We start from the raw sequence: 18,465 nt of genomic DNA, 5'->3' as shown, positions 1-18,465 counted from the left end.
GAGGGACGGTCCGCCCGGCGTGCGGCGCCGCAACGCCGCCAGCATCGCGGCCCACCGTCCCCGCCGTACGCCCCCTCGACCGGGTCGCGCCGCGTGCAGCACCGCCGAGGAGACCGCACAGGCAGCACGGATCCCACGGGTGCTCCTCCGCGCCGGCGCGGTGCCGCCGCAGCACCGGAATCAGGGCGTCTCTCAGCCGGGCCCGGTCGCCACCGGCGAGCCGGACCACTGCGTCGAGGACCCGTTCCAGACCGGACGCCGTCGTGGGGCCGCCGAGCAGGGAGGCGGCCTCCTCCGCCAGTTCGTCCGGGTCGTGATGGCCGGCGGCGCGGCAGCGGGCCGGCTGGTGGCGGCAGGTCGTCGCCCACCGCACCGACCACGACCCGCGGGGCGACCACGTGCCCGTGCCGGGCGGCCAGCGTGCCGGCCCGGTCGCGGACGTCCGCCGCCGGGTGGTCGACCGCTGTCGCGATGACCTCGGCGATCTCCGCCGCCCGGTCGGGGTGCCGGCGGGCGAGCTGGTCCAGCCAGCCGAGCTGCGCGCGGACCAGCGCCTTGTCGGGCCGGACGAGGACGGCCCGCGACGCGTCGAGCAGCCCCTCGACCTCCACGTCGTCGAGAGCCCGCAGCGTCTTCTGCGCCATCGACGCCACGGGCCCGGGGGCGTCGGCGAGCAGGCGCAGGTAGTCTCCGCGATGCCGGTCGGCCTCGCTGGCGGTGGGCTCCAGCAGGGCGTGCAGGGCGACGAACGCGCGCAACGCGGCCGGCCGGTCGCCGCGCAACAGCCGGCTCACGCAGCCGTCGAGCAGCATCGTCCGGTCCAGGCGGCCCTCGCCGGCCAGTCGCGCCAGCGCGCGCGGCAGGGCGAGCTTCTCGTCGGTCATGAACTCGTCGAAGGACATCCGCGTCCCGGCACCGTCCACCTCGAACAGGCGCGGCACCAGGGCGTCGAGGAACACGTCCGCCCGGAGCCGGTCCACCAGCGGGACCGGTCGCTGCCACTCCGGCGGCCACGCCATCAGGGCGAGCCACCCCTCCACGAACTGGTCACCGGTGGGTGGCGCCGCCTTCTCGGCGGTGAGCAGCTCGGCGACGAATCCCCAGCCGTCCATCGGGTCGTCCCGGCGGAGCCGGTCCGCCAGCCGGTATGCCAGCTCGGCCAGCCAGGGCACCCCGCGCGTCCGCGCGACCTGGACCACCAGCCCGGCGCCGGCGCCCCGCAGCGACACGTTCCGTCGGCCGAGCAGCTCGGCCGCCGTGGCGGCGGTGGGCAGGCACCCGACCGCGGCCACCGCCAGGGCCGTCGCCTCGTTGTTCCACCACCAGTTGTCGCGCCGGCGGCGCACGTGGGCCACCAGCCCGTCGGCGAACGACCGCCGCCCCTGGTCGTCGAGGCCCGTGACCGCGTCGACGGCCGCGCCGACGTCGCCCCGGACCAGGAACTCGAACGGATCGGTCACGCCCCGACCTCCAGCGGAGCGCCCACCATCGTCGTGGCGAGCGCGTGCTTGCAGGGCCCGCGCTGACCGCGGTGCCGCGCCCACCAGGGGCAGGAGCAGGTGTACGAGCCGTCCGTCCGGCGGCGGACCCGGTAGACCTCGTCGCCGTGGCGTACGGTCGCCGCCTCGCCGTCGAGCGTGACCGCGCCCGCCTCGACCAGCGTCCGCGCCCCGACCAGCCGGGGATTGTCCCGCTCGGCCCGGCCGGCGTCGTACGGCAGCACCCGGTGGAAGTAGCCCGCCTCGGCCACGTCGAAGCCGACCCGGCCGGCGGTGCCCAGCTGGGCCAGCGCGGCCCGGACCCGGTCCGCCGAGATCCCCGCCGAGGCGGCCAGCGCGTCGACATCGATCGTCGGGTCCCAGGACAGCAGCGCGGCGACCAGCGCGGCGTCGTCGGCGACATCGTCCGTGGCGAGCGCGGTCAGCGCGCCGCCCTCGCCGGAGAAACCCCGGTAGGGCTCCGGCGACAGGGTCAGCGACAGCCGCAGCGCGCCGGTGTCGAGCTCCCAGACGCTCGGCAGCGGCGGCGACCCGGCCGCCGCCGGTGGCCCGTACACGCGCAGGGTCTTCGCGTACCGGAGCAGCCCACGCAGCGTGGCGAGCCGTCCGGCGCCGGCAGGCACACCGCGCCGGGCACCGGGCGCGAGGTCAGCCGCAGCGAGTGCCCGGCCGGCACCACCCAGAGCACCGACCGGTCGTTGCCCGCCGGCAGCCGGCGCAGGAAGGCGGCCGCCTCCGCCGCCGGGATCTCCGCCCGCGGTTCCATAGCCGCGGCGATCAGATGGACCTCGGCGAACCCCCGCAGCCAACGCCCGGGCAGTGGCACCTTCTTCTCCACCACCGGACCGTCGAGGGTGGACACTGTCAGGTCGTCCGGCCCCACCGACAGATGCAGCGGGTCGATGCCGCCCACCCGGGCCAGCGCCTCCCGCAGCGGCGCGTTCACGTCGACGTTGGTGGTGCCGTGCTCGACGATGTCGCCGTCGAACCCGGCCGGCACGACGTCCAGCCGCGCGTACACCCCGCAGCAGCCGGAGAACGACTCGAAGCGCATCCGGTCCCGGCTGCCGGTGACCACGGGATCGAGGCTCGCCGGACTGACCGGCTGGTGATACCGGGTCCGGGCGACTTCGGCGACCGCCAGCAGCCCGGCGGCCGCCGCCTGCGGAGTCGTCAGGAAACCGGAGAAGAACCGCGGGTTGGTCGCGGGCCCGCCGCTGGTCTGCAGCGCCAGGTCACCCCGGTGCAGCGTGGACGGCTGGAGGTAGCGGTAAGTCTGAAGGGCGCTCACGGCTGCAGAACTTACGACCGACCCCCGACACGCCCGCGGGCACCGGCGGACAGCACCAGGGCAGCGTCCGCTTCTCGCCAGCCGGCAAGCCGGAGGCGGGGGCACCCCGGCCGCAGCCACGCACCTGCTGCTTGCCGGTGTTCTGGGCCAGCCCCGCGAGGACCTTGCGCAGCGCCGAGCGGAGGAATGCCACCGACACCGGCACGACGTGCGCCGCTCAATGGGACGGATCGGGTCGTCGTACGACAACGCCCTGGCCGAGGCGGTCTTCGCCACCCTCAAACGAGAGTTGGACCTCGACCACCGCCGCTGGGTCAGCGAAGCCGACGCCCGCCGCGACGTCTTCCGCTGGATCGCCTTCTACAACCACCGACGCCGCCACTCCGCGCTCGGCTACCTCAGCCCCGCTGACTACGAACAAACCCTTCAACCGACTACGCTGCACCAGATCGCGGCATAACCCGGTGTCCACATCCCGGGGGAACCTCATCTGACGGCCGACCGGCGGGAACGCGCTTATTTAAGGGTCGCTGGTGCCTCGCGGCCGAGGCGGGCCCGGGCTCGGGCTCGGGCCATACGAATGGCCGCGGTCAAGTTCGTGATGTCGTAGGCGCCGTAGTGGCGGCGGCCGTTGATGAAGAACGTCGGGGTGCCGGATACTCCGCTGTTGTCGGCCGAGTCGATGTCGCTTTCGATGCGGTCGGCGTGGGCGTGGCTTATCAGATCGTCGTGGAAGCGTTTCTGATCCAGACCGAGGTCGCCGGCGTATTTGATTAGATCAGTGATGTTCAGCCTGTCCTGGTGGTCGAGCAGCAGGTCGTGCATCTGCCAGAACTTGCCCTGAGCGGCCGCTGCTTCGGCGGCCTCGGCTGCTAGCCGGGCTTGCGGGTGCACGTCTGACAGAGGCAGGTGACGCCACACGAAACGCAGGTCGGCGTGGCCTAGCAACTGCCGGACGACTGGCTCGGCCTTCCCGCAGTACGGGCACTGGAAGTCGCCGTACTGCACCAGCGTTACCGACGCATCGGCTGGGCCGCGGACGTGGTCGTGCTTCTCGTCGACCTCTGGGATGAGGTCGATCAGCTCCGTGATGTCGCCGAAGAGCGCCCGGGTGCGCTTGTCCTTGGGCAGCATGTTGGTGATGCGGAACGCGGCCCAGGTCAGCGCTGAGGATACGATCGCGGCGCTGAGCACCCCGACTTTGGCCTCGGCCAGTTGGTCGCCGGTGAAGGCCAGGCTGGCGATCAGCAGCGACACCGTGAAGCTGACACCGGCGATGGTGCCGCTGCCGAGCACGCCCGCCCAGCCCACGGCCGGACGGATGCGGCCGTGTGAGATCCAGGTGAGCCCGGCCGAGGTGCCGATCACGGCGAGCGGCTTGCCGACGGCATACCCGAGCAGCACGCCCCAGGTGACAGGTGACGCGAACGCCTGGGCCAGGAACGGACCGTCGATGCTGATGCCAGCGTTGGCCAGGCCGAACAGCGGCACGATGACGTAGCTGGACCACGGGTGGTAGATGCGCTGAAGGCGGTCGTTGGGCGATAGCGTATTCGCGAGGCCGATCGAAGCCGTACGCGCGAGCTTGGGCGTCGGCTGCTCACGGAACGACCGGAACAGCCCGCTGACCTGCTCGAGCTCAGCTCGGCCGGGAGAGTAGGCGAACGCGGTCAACCCGATGGCCAGTCCGGCCACCACCGGGTCGACTCCGCTGACCAGCAGCGCGCCCCACATCACGATGGCGACTGGCACGTACGCCGAGCCACGTCGTACGCCGACTGCGCGGATGGCCAGCATGATCGCGAACGCCGCTACGGCCACCACGATGGGCATCATCTTGATGTTGTCGCTGTAGACCAGGGTGATGACGATGAGTGCGATCAAGTCGTCGACCACGAACACGGTGAGCAGGAAGATTCGGAGCCGGTCGGGCACGTCTCGGCCAAGCAGTGCCAGCAGGCCCAACGCGAGGGCGGTGTCGGTCGACATAGCCACGCCCCAGCCATGCGCGCCCGGGCCGCCGTGGTTGATCGCCAGGAAGATCACCACCGGGATCAGCATGCCGATCACGCCGGCCAGGCTGGGCAGCACGAAGCGTCGCCGGTCGCGTAGGTCGCCGAGGTCGAACTCGCGCCGCGCCTCAAGGCCGACGACCAGGAAAAACAGGGTCATCAAGCCGCTGTTGATCCAGGTGTGCAGGTCGCGCGAGAGCTCGGGGTGCCCGAGGCGCAGGGACAGTTGGGTGCGCCAGACGGCTTCGTAGGAGCCGAGGTCGACGTTGGCCCAGAGCAGTGCGGCGACGATGGCTGCCACGAGCACGCGGGCGCTGCCAGACTCAGTTCTCAGAAAGGCTCGCAGCGGTGCCGCTAGGTTCCGCGTCCGAATCGTTCGGCCGCTCATCTCGCTTTCGGTCACACGTCACCTTCCGAAGCGCTGGCCGGGCCAGCATGGATAGCTAGATCACGTGCCGCAATGCGGGCACGTGACCCTCGGTTCAGTACTGATCGCGCTGCCCCAGCTGTGGCCGGCTGTGCAGAGAGCGACGAGGCCCGCCGATGCCCTGCAGGATGCGGGCGACTATCAGTGGGCTCATGGTCGGGACGACCGCGCATGATCGACGCGATGGTGAACCCGGCGATACCCACGAGGAAGATTCGCCTGCGGCCGTAGCGGTCGCCGAGTGCGCCGCCGAGCAGGATCAGCGCGGCCAGGCCGCGACCTGGATCAGCTCGCTGTCGCAGCTCAGCGCGTCAGGGTCGAGCTCGGCATGTCCATCGCCTTCCTCGACGAGGCACTGCAACGCTCGCTCGAACCTCACGCACCGTCCACCGTGGCCCGGCCGATCACACTGCGAGCCATGCCCGACGCCGGTCCTCCCCGACTGTGTTCGTCGGCCGATCCTGCCCGAACTGACAGACAGCGCCGAGCAGATCGTCCGGGCACGGGTTGAACCAGGCATTGCAGCGCCACGGGCTGCCGATCCCCGAGGACACGACCTCCGACCGGTTCGCCCTGCTCGGCGGACGCTCCACCGTCACCGAGCCGACTGCACCGACTCTGTTCTGAGCTGCCGGCACGAGTCACCGGCCATCCGCCAGGACCAGGACCTGCGCCGCATGCAAGGCGCCGCATCGCGTTCAAGCTGTCGCGGTCGACGGAAACACTGTCGCCGCCCGGGGGCGGGACGACAACTGCTTGCTGCTCGGCCGTGATCGCCGAGCAGCAAGCGGGCTGATTTCAGCGCGGCCCGACGAACTCGGTCCTCACGCTCCATGCGAACTGAATCAGCAGGGTCACCGGGGACTTCTCGGCAATGTCATGCATCACCTTCAAGTCGTCGGGGTCAGGTTCTTCGCTCAGCGTGATCGTGCGCTGCAGGTAACGCTCTGCGCCTTCCTGCTCGGGTTCGTGGTAGTCGATCTCGACGGTGATGTCACCGGCGGTGTCGTACTTGTAGTCGACGTACTGCCTGAGCGTCTGAGCAGTGCACGACGCGAGCGCCATCAACAGGTACTCCGTCGGCGTCGGGCCTTCGCCGAGTGTGCCGTTGTGAGGTTCATCGGCGACGAACGTGAAGCCGCGGGTGGCCATGCCCGTGCGCCGGCGCTCAGTGGCCGGAAGGACAGCTCGGGCGGATGCGACGACACGATCCCGATCGGTTTCCATCAGCCGCGCCTTCCTGTAGATCCTGGTAGTGACGTTCCAGATACTCGGATCCAGCAGCAGCGAGTCGCAGTCTGAGCGGGGGCTGCGGCCGGGCGTATTCACCCCATGACCGAGTACCTCCGCAGGCTAGCCTTCGCGGACTGAATAGTCCAGTTGATCTCACTCGTCGCCAGAACTGCTCGGCCCTCGTGAATCATCAACCTCGGGGTGTTTAAGCTGCACTGATAGGCGGTTAGGGCCAGCTGCCCCCACCTGAACTCGCTCAACGCCGTACCCCGAGATGGACTCATCGGTCCGTTAAGGCTAGAGGTTGCCGTCGTTCACGCATCAGGGCGGCGATCGTCGTCGCCTCCCGCGACACGGGCGGACTCAAATCCGGACAACATGAGGAACATCGATGCTCAGTGCTCCGCAGTCGCAGTACGAGGCGATCCAACGACGCGAGGAACGACTCGATCCGTGACGTCGACGCAGCATTGCTCGAACAGGCAGGCGCCGACACGGCGGCACTGGTGTGCGCGCGCCGCGCAGGGGTCGCGCATGGGGTCGCGACGAGGCTCCCGGTCGGGGCATCCGATCTTGGTTCGACTGCTGTCGTCCCTGGAGCCTCGCCTTCATCGATTTCCGGGCTGCTCAAACCCGCCGTGACCAGCCTGATCACGATGAAAAGGGCTCAGTTAACGGGTCGGCTCGCCGGACGGCTCCACGAGGAACGATTTGATGTGTTCCAGCGCCATGTCCAGAGCGACTTCCATGGGTGCGACGTTGTGCGCGGCGTTCGCCAGCAAGTAGCCGCCTTGCAAAGCTGCCATCAACCCCGTGGCCAACTTCTCTGGGTCGGCGTCCTGGCGCAGTGCACCGCTGTCCCGCATCCGGTGCAGACCATCACTGATCAGCTTTCCCCATGCCGCAAACGTCTCCGACAGCATTGATCGAGCCTGCTCATCTTGATCGGACAGCTCGACAGCCATCGACCCGAGGCCGCACCCGTATCTGCCGTTGTTCAGCGAGTTGGCCTGGACCAGCGCGTTACGCCACCGGACCAGCCCGGAGAACGATCTCAGTCGTTCGAGCCCTCCGCGCTCGCGCTGGAGCACAAGCGCGCCTCGATATTTGACCAACGCGCGCACGAGCTCCTGCTTGTCGGCGAAGTGGTGGTAAAGCTGAGACTTGCTCGTCTGGCTTGCCTCGCGGACGTCGTCAAGGGTCGTCGCGTTCACTCCCCGCACGAACATCAGCCGGTTCGCCGCCTCGAGGATCCGCTCTCGCGTCGCGATGCCCCGTTGACTGATCCTCCGCTGCTTCGACGGCGCAGCCACCTGCTCGTCGCCCATCGGTCAAGTGTATCCAGCGGCGCGCCAGATAACCCATGGAGGATGGGGCCTTGGAGTCCATCCGGCGTTATGTCGCATTCGGGTGATGGTGAAGGGCGAACGCATGCGCCGCCAGCTTAATTGAACGGGTGCTATGTCCGCGAGATCATCGATAGGGCGGTTCTTCCGGGACTATTTGGTCCTCGCTGTGGCAATTCAGGAGTTGCTCGGGCGATGAGTCGTGAGCGGCGCGCCGGAGGTCAGCGTGTGTCAACGCTTGTTGACATGCGTCTGCACGTCACACGCATCACCCGCAGCTGAACCTGGCTGCGGCCATGAAACAACACCGTCCGTCAGTGCGGCCCGTTCACCGGGGAGCGCGTCGCGCGTCGGCGCACCTCCCGCAACGCCACGCGCACCAGCATCCCGTGCAGCCGATCGAATGCCACGTCTCGCTCGGCGCCGGTCTCGGAGAGAGCCTGCACCCATCCGGCTGACTCCTCGTCCAGGCCGACCACCTCGGCTCGGGCCGGCGCGCGGACCCGGGGTCCGCGCGCCGGGAGGTGTCAGGCCGTCGCCCGCTTCGGGAGCTTCCACCCGGGGCGGGGGAAGTGGCAGGTGTAACCGTTGGGGTAGGTCCTCAGGTAGTTCTGGTGCTCGGCCTCAGCTTCCCAGAAGTCGCCTGCGGGGGTGATCTCGGTGACGACCTTGCCGGGCCACAGGCCCGAGGCGTCGACGTCGGCGATCGTGTCCTCGGCGACCCGCTTCTGCTCGTCGCTGGTGTAGAAGATCGCCGAGCGGTAGCTGGTGCCGATGTCGTTGCCCTGGCGGTTGTTCGTCGAGGGGTCGTGGATCTGGAAGAAGAACTCGAGCAGCGCGCGGAAGTCGGTCTTCTCGGTGTCGTAGACGACCTCGATGGACTCCGCGTGGGTGCCGTGGTTGCGGTAGGTGGCGTTCGGGACGTCGCCCCCGCTGTAGCCGACGCGCGTGGACACGACGCCGGGCTGGTGGCGGAACAGCTCCTCCATGCCCCAGAAGCAGCCGCCGGCGAGGATCGCCTTTTCGGTGGTCACATCGCCTCCTTACTTGTCGTCGGTGTCAGTGTTGGTGTCACTCGTGAACAGTGTGCGGTATTCGCCGTACCCTGCGTTCTCCAGGTCGTCGAGGTGGATGAACCGCAACGACGCGGAGTTGGTGCAGTAGCGCAGTCCACCCTTGTCGGGGGACCGTCGTTGAAGACGTGGCCGAGGTGGCTGTCCCCGTGCAGCGAGCGGGCCTCAGTCCGGATCCTCGCGTGGCCGGAGTCTTCGCTCTCGACGACGTTCGTCTTGGCGATCGGCTTCGTGAAGCTCGGCCAGCCGGAGTTGCTGTCGTACTTGTCGACCGATGCGAACAGCGGCTCGCCGGACACGACGTCGACGTAGCTGCCGGGCTCGTGGTTGTCCCAGTAGGCGTCGGCGAACGGGCGTTCAGTGCCGTCCTGCTGGGTCACGCGGTACTGCTCCGGGTCGAGCCGCGAAACGGCTTCCGGTTCTTGTGGTACTGGGTCTGCTGGGGGCACAGCTCTCCCTTCCCGGTCTTTCGGCGCGAAGCTGGGGAACGAGGTGAAACGCACCTGGATGCCCGAATGTACAGACACCCTACGGGCCGGTTGTATTCCCGCGGGCCCCTACCCTTCCCGGACCATCAGGTCCGGAAAGACTTCCGGAAGCGGCCGGCTGGAAGCCGTCGTTACGGTGGGTGTCCTGGGATAAGTCGCCGCCACAGTAGCGCCCGCTTGACCCCAAGACTGGACTTGACCGACCAGTTCTACTGCGGCTAGGTTCAGGGCGTCCGACTGGGTGCCTCCGCTAGCGGCGACTGTCCGACTTGCCCACCGGCGCCGAGTTCTACGGACGTCGCGCCACTCCCCGGGACCGGGTGCTGCCAACATAAATCGCGATTCGGTGGGGAGGAACAACTGTCATGAGTGAGAGTTTCGAGGGCCGAAGGTCGCGGTCGTCGGCGGCAGCAGCGGCATGGGCCTCGCCACGGCCCACCAAGTCGTCGCTGCGGGAGGCACCGCCGTGATCACGGGCCGAGACCAGGACAAGGTCGGGGCCGCGGTCGAACCCTTGTCGCACCGTCGGCAGCTTCCACCCGCTGAGGCGTGTTGGCAGCCCGGAGGGCATCGCGAATGCGGTGTCATTCCTGCTGTCGGGCAAGTCGAGCTGGATGACCGGCGCCCTCTCGACGTTGACGGCGGCATCATGGCCGGCCGCAACTGACCCTCGAAACGTGACGCCGGGATCGCGCCGGCGGGGCCTCGACCCCGGCGCCGCCATACCGACGACTTCGCTATCGCGCTCGTTCCTCGACACCCTCGCGCCACAACCGCTACCGATCAACGTGGTAAGAGACCGAGGCGCCGCTAATGCTGGTGAAACGAAACTTGCACCTCGTGACCGTACAAACGAGGACTGGATACAGGGAGGCGCCGGATGAAGGCGATTGTAGTGACGGACCAGGCTGCGGGAACGGCCGGGATGACGCTGGTGGAGCGGCCCGAGCCGGAACCGGCGCTGAACGACGTCGTCGTTCAGGTTCATGCGTCGGGATTCGTCCCGACTGAGATGTCGTGGCCCTCGACCTGGACCGATCGCCTCGGCCGTGACCGGACGCCGTCGATCCCTGGGCACGAGCTGGCCGGAGTGGTCAGCGCTCTCGGGTATGGCACGACGGGACTGTCTGTGGGACAGCGGGTGTTCGGCATCACGGACTGGACACGCGACGGCACCCTGGCGGAGTATGTGGCCGTCGAGGCGCGTAACCTCGCGCCGCTGCCCGGCGACGTCGACTTCACGGTGGGCGCGAGCCTGCCGATCTCGGGCCTGACCGCGTGGCAGGGACTGTTCGAGCACGGCCGCCTTCAGGCGGGGCAGAGCGTCCTCGTACACGGCGCGGCCGGCGCAGTCGGTTCGATGGTGACGCAGCTCGCACGCGAGGCCGGCGCCTACGTCATCGGCACCGGGCGCACTGCCGACCGTCAGACGGCGCTCGACTTCGGCGCGCAGGAGTTCGTCGACCTGGAGAACGACGCCCTCGAAGCCGTCGGCGGAGTCGATCTGGTGTTCGATGTCATCGGCGGCGACATCGGGAAGCGGTCCGCAGGCCTGATTCGAGCCGGAGGAACGCTGGTGTCCGTCGTCGGGCCGCCGGAGGCGCGGCCCGCCGACGGCCTGGCGGTCGACTTCGTCGTCCTGCCCGATCGCGCTCAACTGGGTGAGGTCGTCCGGCGGGTGCGGGACGGACGACTCCGGACGAACATCGGCAACGTCGCGGCCCTCGACGACGCCGTCGCCGCTTTGAATCCGACCGATCGGATCACCGGGAAGACGATCATCCGCGTTCGTCCCTAAGGACTCGGGGACAGCGAGCGGTCCTGCCCTCCTTGTGGATCAACGTCAACCGCCGTGGCCAGTTCGGGCGACTCGTACCGGAAGACGTCATCGGACTGGTCCGCTACCTGGGCGGGCACCCGGCGTAACCAGCGCCCGGCAGCCCGAAGGACATCACGAACGCGGTGTCGTTCCTGCTGTCGGACAAGTCGAGCTGGATGACCGGCGCCATCGCCGAGGTCGACATCATGGCCGGCCGCAACAGACCCTCGAAACGTAACGCCGGGATCACGCCGGCGGGGCTGCGGACGTGCCCGTACGCGTCCGCAGCCCGCGCCCGCGGGGAGACCACCAGCACATTCGGCGAGACCGTGACTCGGCGGACCCGCACGTGGTCGCGCTCGATGGTGCGATCAGCGACTCCACCCATGCCGACCAGTTCGCCAAGGCCTACCCCGGCCCCTACTTCCAGTGGTGATCGGCGAGCAGCAGCTCATCGCGGCCTGCGCACTACACGGGACGCCTACCCGGTCGTGTACGGCGAGGCCGAGACAGCCCCGGTTGGCGGCTCGAAGGTAGTGCGGTCCGGTCCCGACGACGTTGTCACGCTGGATCGGGGCGAGCGTTACGGTGCACGAATGCGTGGCCGCGGCCCGGCTGGCGGCTTTGCGGCCGCGGGTGACGATCGAGAGCGGCCACGTCAGGCCCGGGTCGCGCAGCGGAACCGCGGCCGTGCCGGGCGCGGCGAGCGGCACGACGTCGGGCACCACCGCGACCCCGAGCCCGGCGGACACGTACTCCGGCAGCATCCGCAGGTCGGCCACCTCGAGGAGTACGCGCCGCGCCCGCCGCCTCGGCGCCCGAGCCATCGACCGAGTTCAACGTCCGGGGCGACCGGCGCGGTCCGTTCGGCGTGTCCTCGACGACGACCCCGGCCGCCGCCAGCCCGTCCCGCAGAGCGTCGGCCGTCGCGTAGTCCTTGCGCGCCCTGGCCAACTGGCGCTGCTCCAGCGTGACGCCGACGAGCTTGCCGAGCGCATCGCGGTACTCGTCGCCGGCGCCCACCTAACCTTCACGCGATGTACCCCGCCGTTGGGGACGCCTGAACCTTCTCAGCGGTCGGCGCGCGTTCAGACGCGACGACGCGTGCTCAATGCCCATGCCCGGCTGTGTGCGACCGAGGGAATGCCGGGTCTAGAACGTCGGCATATTCCGGATGAGCATTGACGAATGCGGCCGCGAACGGACACGTGACGGTGGCGGTCTTTCCTTGCATACGCAGCTCGTCGAGGACGCCGCCGATGAGCCTGGCGGCTACTCCCTTCCCCCGGAACTCGGGGAACACGGATGTCGCCAACAGTATGACGCGGCTCCCGACCTTGCTGTAGACGAGCCCAGCGGCTGTCCGGCCCCCTATCGCCGCCTCGTAGATGCCGAGCGCGCTGTTGTTGGTGATGACGAGGTCTTCCGCGTCGGGCGCGGTGGCTCCCGACAGGTTCGAGCCACCAAAATCTTGCTCGGCACTGGTCAGCGTGATCATGTCCTCGGCGTTGCCCGCCATGTTGTCTCCTGAATCCCGCGTCTGGTCAGCGACCTGGGAGTGTCCAGTCAGGTCGGTTGAAGTGGCAGGAGTGTCCCGCCTCGGACTATTGCGTCACCGACATCGGAGACGTTGGCATCATCGGTTTCGCCCCGATTGCCCGGATTGCTAGCGCTCAGGCAGTCGGCACCGAGAGGCTGAGGACGAGCGACCCACGCAGGTCGACCAGGACACGGCCGGCCGTGCGCACCACGCGCATGACGACGTCCTCGCAGCCGGGACATCGGGCGACGAAGCCGGGCGCTCGGTCGAACACGCGCATCGCGGCCAGCGGACGGGTCGTCCGGCACCCGGCGCAGGTGAGCTCGGCAACGGTGAGGTCGGTCCCCATGATCTCGCCGAGCGGTCCGGCGAGGGCGTTACCGTCCACCCAGGGTGCGTCGTCGGCTCCGACGTTGGTGGTCGACATGGTCATCCTCCGGTGGGTCCGAAACGTTCAGTGCGGATGTTCGCGGGATCGTGGCCGATGTCGACGAGGAGATCGGCAACGGTCTCGACGAATCCGGTGGGCCCGCAGACGAACGCCACAGCGTCGGCGCCGCGGGGCCAGGCGACGCGGGCGAGGGCGTCCGCGTCCAGTCGTCGGGGTGGGGCCGGCCAGCCGGGGGGCGCGACCCTGGTATAGACGTGTGTGACGGCGACATGCCCATCGCCTGCGGCTCGTGCAGTTGCAAGATCCGCGGTGAACAGCGCATCGGACGGGGATCGCGTCGAGTAGAGCAGCCTGGTGGGATTCGTCGCCGCACGCACCATCGACATCAGGGGCGCCACGCCGGACCCGCCGCCGATCAGCAACGCCGGGCGCGGATCGGCGGGTCGGCGCACGAACCAGCCGCCGAGCGGTCCACGGATCTCGAGTTGGTCACCCGGCTCTGCAACGTCGACGAGGTACGGCGAGACCTCACCGTCGGTCACCGCCTGGACGGTCACCTCGAGCCGGTCGGGCCCCGGGGCGGACGAGATCGAGTAGCTGCGGTACGCCGTGTAGCCGTCGGGAGCCGTCAACCGGACGTCGACGTGCTGGCCCGGCACGTGACCTGTCCAGCCGTCGACGTCAAGGACCAGGGTCCGCGCCGTCGCAGTCTCCGCCCGGGTGGCGGCGACGGTCGCAGGCTGCCAGGTCAGTCTTCCCGGTACCGCTGCTCGCGCCATGGGTCCCCGTCATTGTGGTAGCCGGCCGTCTCCCAGAACCCGGGCTCGTCGTCGAGACGCAGTTCCAGAGCGCGCAGCCATTTCGCGCTCTTCCAGAAGTACAGGTGAGGAACGAGGAGACGAGCTGGCCCGCCGTGCACCGGCACCAGCGGCTCGCCGTCGAACTCGTACGCCACCCAGGCCTGGCCGTCGAGAAGATCCTCGAGCGGCACGTTCGTGGTGTAGCCGCCGTAGGAGTGGGCGACGACGTACTCGGCCGCAGTCTCAACGTCGGCCAGCAACGTGTCCACCGAGACGCCTCGCCAACTCGTGCCGAACTTCGACCAGCGCGTGACGCAATGGATGTCCACGGTCGGCTCGTCGGCAGGAAGGGCGGTGAACTCCGCCCATGACCACGTGCTCCGCTCGCCAGTCTCGGTCACGACGGCGAGCTGCCACTCGTCGAGGCCGATGCGCGGTGTCGGTCCCGCCGACAGCACCGGGAAGTCGTCCGTGCGGTACTGGCCGGGCGGGAGGTCGGTGTCGTCGCGTCTGCGGCCGCCGAAGCCGCGTGTGATCACTGCCATGCGCCCCTCCCAAGCGGCCGAGCCGCCGCGATCCCGCTGCCACCCGTGCTTCCACTCGGCCGGTCGATGTCGAGGTGGTACCCCCATGACGTCGTCGCCAGCGAGCGCCCCGGTGATGAGATTCTCCCCGGTAGGGACGTGGTCGCCCGCAATCCGGGATATATTAACTGGACCATCGCGTCCAGAGTAGGCTGGCGCGGCACCGGTCCGCAAGCCTCGCTGGCCGTCGGTGGTTCGGAGCAGCGGCAGCGCGCCTGGCGGTCGTGGCGGTGCGTCCTTATCTGGCAGATGCCTCCGCAGCGAGAGGGTAATGGACGATAGCGTCCATAGGGTGCGGCTAGAGATTGTTCCGAGTTGGTCGTTCGACATGTCGTCGCCGCTGCGAGATGGCGGCGACCAGCGTCTTGCCCGATGTCAGGAGAGTTCGATGGACCCTAACCCCTCCGGTGGGGACGTTGTCGATGGCCAGCCGGTCGATGCGGCGGACATGATCGCCGCCCTGACCGCTGCACAGTTTGTGTTCCAAGACGGTGCAACTCAATCGTTCACGGCGGAGGGTCGAACGACCTACGTCGACAGGGGCACATCGTCAGCCGGCGAGTGGTCTGTCACGGGTGAGGGGACCTTCTCTTCATTCTGGCCGCCGACGTACCGGGCGGCGTACACGGTCCGGTGGACCGTCGAGGACGGAGTGCGGGTGGGCGTCAGCTTCACGGATACCCGGAGCGGAGTCCGCTACGACGGCCGGTACCGATGACTGGACGAGATTCGGCCGCCAGCGTGGCAGCACGATTCTGGCGTTCGGCCTGCTCCTCGCCGGTGAGAGCAGGCGGCGGCGCCACCTACTCGAACTACTCGAACGCGTCGGGCGGTTCGGCCCTGATTCCGTGGTGGGCCAGCCACAAGTTTGTCGGCAAGGCTGCAATGAAACCGGCAATCAGTCCGATCTGGGTAATGAACCAGTAAACCGGAATGCTGCGCAGGGAGGCCGCCGGGAAAATGGCGTGTTCCGCCAGCGCCAGCCAAATGAATAGAGTTAATTCGAAGGCGGACACGCCCGCCAAATCGGCCCTGGCAAAGGCCTTTATTGCGGCCCATATCCTACGCCGCCGTCGCTGAGCCTCGGCGGAGTATCGGAACACGACGCCTATGGCCACCGCCATGGAGTAGCCGGAGGTGTACTCGACCCACCACTTGCCGCCGGATGTATCGATGCCAATGGCGAAGACCGCCGCCTCAGCGAGGATGGTGCCGAGGGCGCAGTGGGCGCCATCGTGACAGAGTTGGATTAGAAAGGTGGCCTGTCGTGGTCTCCTGGGCGGGCGGCCGTGTCGCTGCCGCCATCGGTGAGACCGCGGTCGGCCCCACTTCCAATAAGCCACGACAGCTGCCGGGCCGATGTAGAGCGCGGTGACCGGCCAGACCAACTCCATGATCTTGACCGGCTGGCGATACCTGAGAATGAGGTTGTCGACAACGACAGCGGCGGAGCCGGCAATCCCGACAGCAAGCGCAGTCCACGAGAGCAGCAACAGCAACGTGTGACCTCCCCGTCTCCTGCCATGTGACGTAACGACAGTGGTCGCATTGCCGAAACGCAAGCCCAGTGGGGAAGTCCCGACGTGCCTCCAAGTGTTTCAGCTCCTACCAGATGGGTTGCGGAAAACGCGTGCCTGCCCCGCCAACTAGCCGGCACTCGAACCTCATCGGTGTGAACGCGGCTGTGGTGCATCGTCTGCTGGCATCCGCTGTCAACCTGTGCCTCGTAGCTCGGCTACGACCCCGCCTGGTGTCGCGGCGCGTCGCTTGCAGGCGACCCGTTCGATACCTTCTTGCTGCTTCTAGCATCGATCGAGGCGCGCTAGCCGGGACCCACATTGGATCTAGGGACGCGTTAACGACGTTGCTGGGTCTGCTCCATCCGCCGGCGGTTCTCCGCGTCGATCGCGCGCTGACGCTCCTCCTGCTCCCGGCGGCGCCTGTTGGCGGAAGTCCATCTCCCCGCTCCTGTGGTCCGGTCCACGAGCAGCTTGGGCGGGCCATGGCTAACGCCAGTGGGCCTGACCCGCTTTGACGGACATCCGAGATCGGGAGCCAGCGGGCTCCGGAAGGATGTCCAGCATCATGGAGAGCGTGGGTAGGGAACGGCCTCGGCCTCGCCGGTCGTTCACGGCGCAGTTCAAGGCAGTTCAAGGCCGAGATCGTCGAGCTGTGCCAGCGGGGAGACCGCACGATCGGTCAGGTCGCGAAGGACTTCGACCTGACCGAGACCGCCGTGCGGGAGTGGGTCAAGCAGGCCGAGCTCGACGCGGGCGACCGGTCGGACGGTTTGACCAGCGACGAGCCGAGCTGGCGCAGCTGCGCAGGGAGAATCGGCGGCTGCGTGAGGACGTGGTGATATTGAAGCGGGCGACGGCTTTCTTCGCGAAGCTTAGGCCTCGGAGTTGACGAGAACCGCCGTGGCCACCGCGACAGCCTTCATCAGGCATGCCTCGAGCACGACTGTGCGCCGCTGCTGACTGTCAACGCCGGCCGCCGCCTGCGAGCCGGAGGAGGTCGCCTCCACTGCATCCAGCCGATACTGCTGCTCCTTGACGATGCGGGCCACATCGGGGCGGGCAGCCAGCTCCTCGACCAGGGCCCGGTCGTCGGTGGCGATCAGCAGCGCGTTGGCGATCCAGAACGGCCGGTAGCCGACTTCCTCCCGGTCCAGGACAGACCGCAGCGACCTCTGGCTGCTGTCCGCCTCAATGCGCAGCGCCTCGTAAGCGGCCTTGGCCTTCGCAGCGTGGCTGCGTTCGGACTTGGCGGCGGTGAGGTCGGCCCGTTGCTTCAGCACGACGAAGAAGGTCGACTCCTGCCGGCCGTGACGGAGTCGAGGACGGCCGCGTCGACCTTCGCCCGGGCGGAGTCGGTACCGGAGGAGGACTGGGCGACGGCGGGCGCCGAGCCGGCGAGCACGGCGGTGACGGCGGCCGCCGCCGCCCAGGCGGCGCGTCTACGCCTGCTGGTACGGGGCACGTTCATGGGACGGCTCCTTAAGAAGCAATTGGCGGGGGAGTGGTCCCGGCGCGCCGTTAGGGGCGGGTGCGAAAACGGGGACCCGGCAGGAATGGACGGTAAACCAGGGCCAATTACCGGCCTGTTACTGATCTTGCGGCGGGCGGGGTGCCTGCGGGAGGTTCGGCGACGGCACCCATGGTAGGTCGGCCGGGTCAGGACGCCAGCCCATCCCGGCGGCGTCGGTGATGGTCTGGGTGGGTGCGTAGCCGGAGTTCAGCGTGCAGGTGAGGCTGCGCCCTGGGCAGCGGCGGCTGTGGCCGGACTACGCATCGCCGTTACCCAGCCTTAGGCGCACATGCACCGTCAGGGGGTCAACGGGCTCAACGTGGTCACGGGACGGGCGGCGTTCTACTCCATGGCCGTAGGTCGGATCGTGTGCCCACACTGCCAATCGGCCGTCGTTGATCAGGACGATGAAGAGCACTGGCCCAGCTTCTCTGAGAGCATCGACAGCTGGTACGCCGGCGGCAGTGGCGTCGAGGGCTGCCCGCACTGCGGCAAGTCGGCCGGTCTCAACGAGTGGCACTGGAGCCCTCCGTGGGGCTTCGGCTACCTCGGCTTCGAATTCTGGAACTGGCCGCCACGTGATCCTGGCTTCATCGCTGACGTTGCCAATCTTCTCGGACACCGGGTCGTCACACCCTGCGGAAAGAGCTAGTGGCTGACGGCGGTGCTTAGTGTCCGTGCTTCCGGAACACTGCGTACCCCCCGCCGGCTCTGGAGCGAAACCACCGCCCAGCAGGCAACCGCCGGCGGGGGTGCGGCGTGACTAGGGGTACGACCAGGCGGGGAGGGGAGGGGACGCATGTCGGGCGAGGAGAGCTTTGACGCGTTCTACCGAGGTAGCAGGCAGCGGCTCTACGACTGCCTGTACGCCCTCACGGGCAACGCCGCCGAGGCGCAGGACGTGGTGCACGAGGCGTACGCCCGGGCCTGGC

At 68.6% G+C, this 18,465-nt stretch carries 22 protein-coding genes and 2 pseudogenes; 6 read left to right on the top strand and 18 right to left on the bottom strand.

Features of this window, described 5'->3' with window-relative positions:
- The 3 genes from JNW89_RS38020 to JNW89_RS38015 all read right to left on the bottom strand — a co-directional run.
- On the bottom strand, positions 1 to 1,460 hold a 1,460-nt coding region (locus tag JNW89_RS38020), incomplete at its 3' end, for a DUF6493 family protein (protein ID WP_238448397.1).
- The gene (locus tag JNW89_RS08155; RefSeq protein WP_238448396.1) at positions 1,457 to 2,056 is read right to left on the bottom strand and encodes an SWIM zinc finger family protein; all 600 of its coding nucleotides are present in this window, start codon (positions 2,054 to 2,056) and stop codon (positions 1,457 to 1,459) included. The genes JNW89_RS38020 and JNW89_RS08155, both read right to left, overlap by 4 nt.
- Positions 1,972 to 2,790: a hypothetical protein gene (locus tag JNW89_RS38015; protein WP_238448395.1), complete on the bottom strand. Its 819-nt coding sequence runs from the start codon at positions 2,788 to 2,790 to the stop codon at positions 1,972 to 1,974. The genes JNW89_RS08155 and JNW89_RS38015 overlap by 85 nt, the downstream gene beginning before the upstream one ends.
- A 208-nt stretch (positions 2,791 to 2,998) precedes the next feature.
- Between JNW89_RS38015 and JNW89_RS08145 the strand changes: the two genes are divergently transcribed.
- The gene (locus JNW89_RS08145) at positions 2,999 to 3,250 is read left to right on the top strand and encodes an integrase core domain-containing protein (RefSeq protein ID WP_309139961.1); all 252 of its coding nucleotides are present in this window, start codon (positions 2,999 to 3,001) and stop codon (positions 3,248 to 3,250) included.
- Between the two features lie 56 nt (positions 3,251 to 3,306).
- Here JNW89_RS08145 and nhaA read toward each other — a convergent pair whose 3' ends face one another.
- The 6 genes and pseudogenes from nhaA to msrB form a co-directional block, all read right to left on the bottom strand.
- Complete coding sequence (nhaA, locus tag JNW89_RS08140; protein ID WP_238448393.1) at positions 3,307 to 5,205, bottom strand: Na+/H+ antiporter NhaA; 1,899 nt, start codon at positions 5,203 to 5,205, stop codon at positions 3,307 to 3,309.
- A gap of 822 nt (positions 5,206 to 6,027) precedes the next feature.
- On the bottom strand, positions 6,028 to 6,558 hold the full coding sequence (locus tag JNW89_RS08135; protein ID WP_238448392.1) for an OsmC family protein: 531 nt from the start codon (positions 6,556 to 6,558) through the stop codon (positions 6,028 to 6,030).
- 575 nt (positions 6,559 to 7,133) lie between these two features.
- A complete protein-coding gene (locus tag JNW89_RS08130; RefSeq protein WP_238448391.1) occupies positions 7,134 to 7,790 on the bottom strand; it encodes a TetR/AcrR family transcriptional regulator in 657 nt (218 codons plus the stop codon).
- A gap of 332 nt (positions 7,791 to 8,122) precedes the next feature.
- The gene (locus tag JNW89_RS08125) at positions 8,123 to 8,287 is read right to left on the bottom strand and encodes a hypothetical protein (protein ID WP_238448390.1); all 165 of its coding nucleotides are present in this window, start codon (positions 8,285 to 8,287) and stop codon (positions 8,123 to 8,125) included.
- Positions 8,288 to 8,335: 48 nt separating this feature from the next.
- The gene (gene msrA / locus JNW89_RS08120; protein ID WP_238448389.1) at positions 8,336 to 8,842 is read right to left on the bottom strand and encodes a peptide-methionine (S)-S-oxide reductase MsrA; all 507 of its coding nucleotides are present in this window, start codon (positions 8,840 to 8,842) and stop codon (positions 8,336 to 8,338) included.
- Positions 8,843 to 8,851: 9 nt separating this feature from the next.
- Positions 8,852 to 9,330 (bottom strand): annotated as a pseudogene (msrB, locus tag JNW89_RS08115) (peptide-methionine (R)-S-oxide reductase MsrB).
- 919 nt (positions 9,331 to 10,249) lie between these two features.
- Here msrB and JNW89_RS08110 point away from each other — a divergent pair.
- Positions 10,250 to 11,167: an NADP-dependent oxidoreductase gene (locus JNW89_RS08110; RefSeq protein ID WP_238448387.1), complete on the top strand. Its 918-nt coding sequence runs from the start codon at positions 10,250 to 10,252 to the stop codon at positions 11,165 to 11,167.
- A gap of 103 nt (positions 11,168 to 11,270) precedes the next feature.
- Here JNW89_RS08110 and JNW89_RS08105 read toward each other — a convergent pair whose 3' ends face one another.
- From JNW89_RS08105 to JNW89_RS08080, 6 genes are all read right to left on the bottom strand, one after another.
- Positions 11,271 to 11,576 carry a hypothetical protein gene (locus JNW89_RS08105; RefSeq protein WP_238448386.1) on the bottom strand — a complete coding sequence of 102 codons (306 nt, stop codon included), beginning with the start codon at positions 11,574 to 11,576 and terminating at the stop codon, positions 11,271 to 11,273.
- Entirely contained in the window at positions 11,560 to 11,955 is a 396-nt protein-coding gene (locus JNW89_RS08100; protein ID WP_238448385.1) for a hypothetical protein, read from the bottom strand. Before JNW89_RS08100 ends, JNW89_RS08105 begins: the two co-directional genes overlap by 17 nt.
- 341 nt (positions 11,956 to 12,296) lie before the next feature.
- Positions 12,297 to 12,707: a GNAT family N-acetyltransferase gene (locus JNW89_RS08095; protein ID WP_238448384.1), complete on the bottom strand. Its 411-nt coding sequence runs from the start codon at positions 12,705 to 12,707 to the stop codon at positions 12,297 to 12,299.
- 154 nt (positions 12,708 to 12,861) lie between these two features.
- A complete protein-coding gene (locus tag JNW89_RS08090; RefSeq protein WP_238448383.1) occupies positions 12,862 to 13,155 on the bottom strand; it encodes a DUF6510 family protein in 294 nt (97 codons plus the stop codon).
- A 2-nt stretch (positions 13,156 to 13,157) separates the two neighbouring features.
- The gene (locus tag JNW89_RS08085; protein ID WP_238448382.1) at positions 13,158 to 13,898 is read right to left on the bottom strand and encodes a ferredoxin reductase; all 741 of its coding nucleotides are present in this window, start codon (positions 13,896 to 13,898) and stop codon (positions 13,158 to 13,160) included.
- Positions 13,868 to 14,464, bottom strand: coding sequence for a molybdopterin-dependent oxidoreductase (locus JNW89_RS08080; RefSeq protein WP_238448381.1), 597 nt, complete (start codon positions 14,462 to 14,464; stop codon positions 13,868 to 13,870). Before JNW89_RS08080 ends, JNW89_RS08085 begins: the two co-directional genes overlap by 31 nt.
- Positions 14,465 to 14,891: 427 nt before the next feature.
- On the opposite strand from JNW89_RS08080, the gene JNW89_RS08075 reads away from it, so the two are divergent.
- Positions 14,892 to 15,221 carry a hypothetical protein gene (locus JNW89_RS08075; RefSeq protein ID WP_238448380.1) on the top strand — a complete coding sequence of 110 codons (330 nt, stop codon included), beginning with the start codon at positions 14,892 to 14,894 and terminating at the stop codon, positions 15,219 to 15,221.
- Positions 15,222 to 15,315: 94 nt separating this feature from the next.
- Here JNW89_RS08075 and JNW89_RS08070 read toward each other — a convergent pair whose 3' ends face one another.
- Positions 15,316 to 16,002, bottom strand: coding sequence for a DUF4396 domain-containing protein (locus JNW89_RS08070; protein ID WP_238448379.1), 687 nt, complete (start codon positions 16,000 to 16,002; stop codon positions 15,316 to 15,318).
- 548 nt (positions 16,003 to 16,550) lie between these two features.
- On the opposite strand from JNW89_RS08070, the gene JNW89_RS38600 reads away from it, so the two are divergent.
- Complete coding sequence (locus JNW89_RS38600) at positions 16,551 to 16,862, top strand: transposase (RefSeq protein ID WP_375155059.1); 312 nt, start codon at positions 16,551 to 16,553, stop codon at positions 16,860 to 16,862.
- A 33-nt stretch (positions 16,863 to 16,895) separates the two neighbouring features.
- Here the strand turns inward: JNW89_RS38600 and JNW89_RS08060 are convergent, their stop codons facing one another.
- A complete protein-coding gene (locus JNW89_RS08060) occupies positions 16,896 to 17,303 on the bottom strand; it encodes a hypothetical protein (RefSeq protein ID WP_238448378.1) in 408 nt (135 codons plus the stop codon).
- A complete protein-coding gene (locus tag JNW89_RS08055; protein WP_238448377.1) occupies positions 17,297 to 17,491 on the bottom strand; it encodes a hypothetical protein in 195 nt (64 codons plus the stop codon). Before JNW89_RS08055 ends, JNW89_RS08060 begins: the two co-directional genes overlap by 7 nt.
- 331 nt (positions 17,492 to 17,822) lie before the next feature.
- Here JNW89_RS08055 and JNW89_RS08050 point away from each other — a divergent pair, with 331 nt between their 5' ends.
- Together JNW89_RS08050 and JNW89_RS08045 are read left to right on the top strand one after the other, a co-directional pair.
- Positions 17,823 to 18,185 carry a hypothetical protein gene (locus JNW89_RS08050; protein WP_238448376.1) on the top strand — a complete coding sequence of 121 codons (363 nt, stop codon included), beginning with the start codon at positions 17,823 to 17,825 and terminating at the stop codon, positions 18,183 to 18,185.
- Between the two features lie 147 nt (positions 18,186 to 18,332).
- Positions 18,333 to 18,465: pseudogene (locus JNW89_RS08045) on the top strand (sigma factor); the annotation flags it as partial.

The sequence above is a fragment of the Micromonospora sp. 4G55 genome (genome assembly GCF_016803375.1).
Note: the sequence above shows the minus strand (reverse complement) of the source record. Positions and strands in the feature narration are given on the sequence as shown.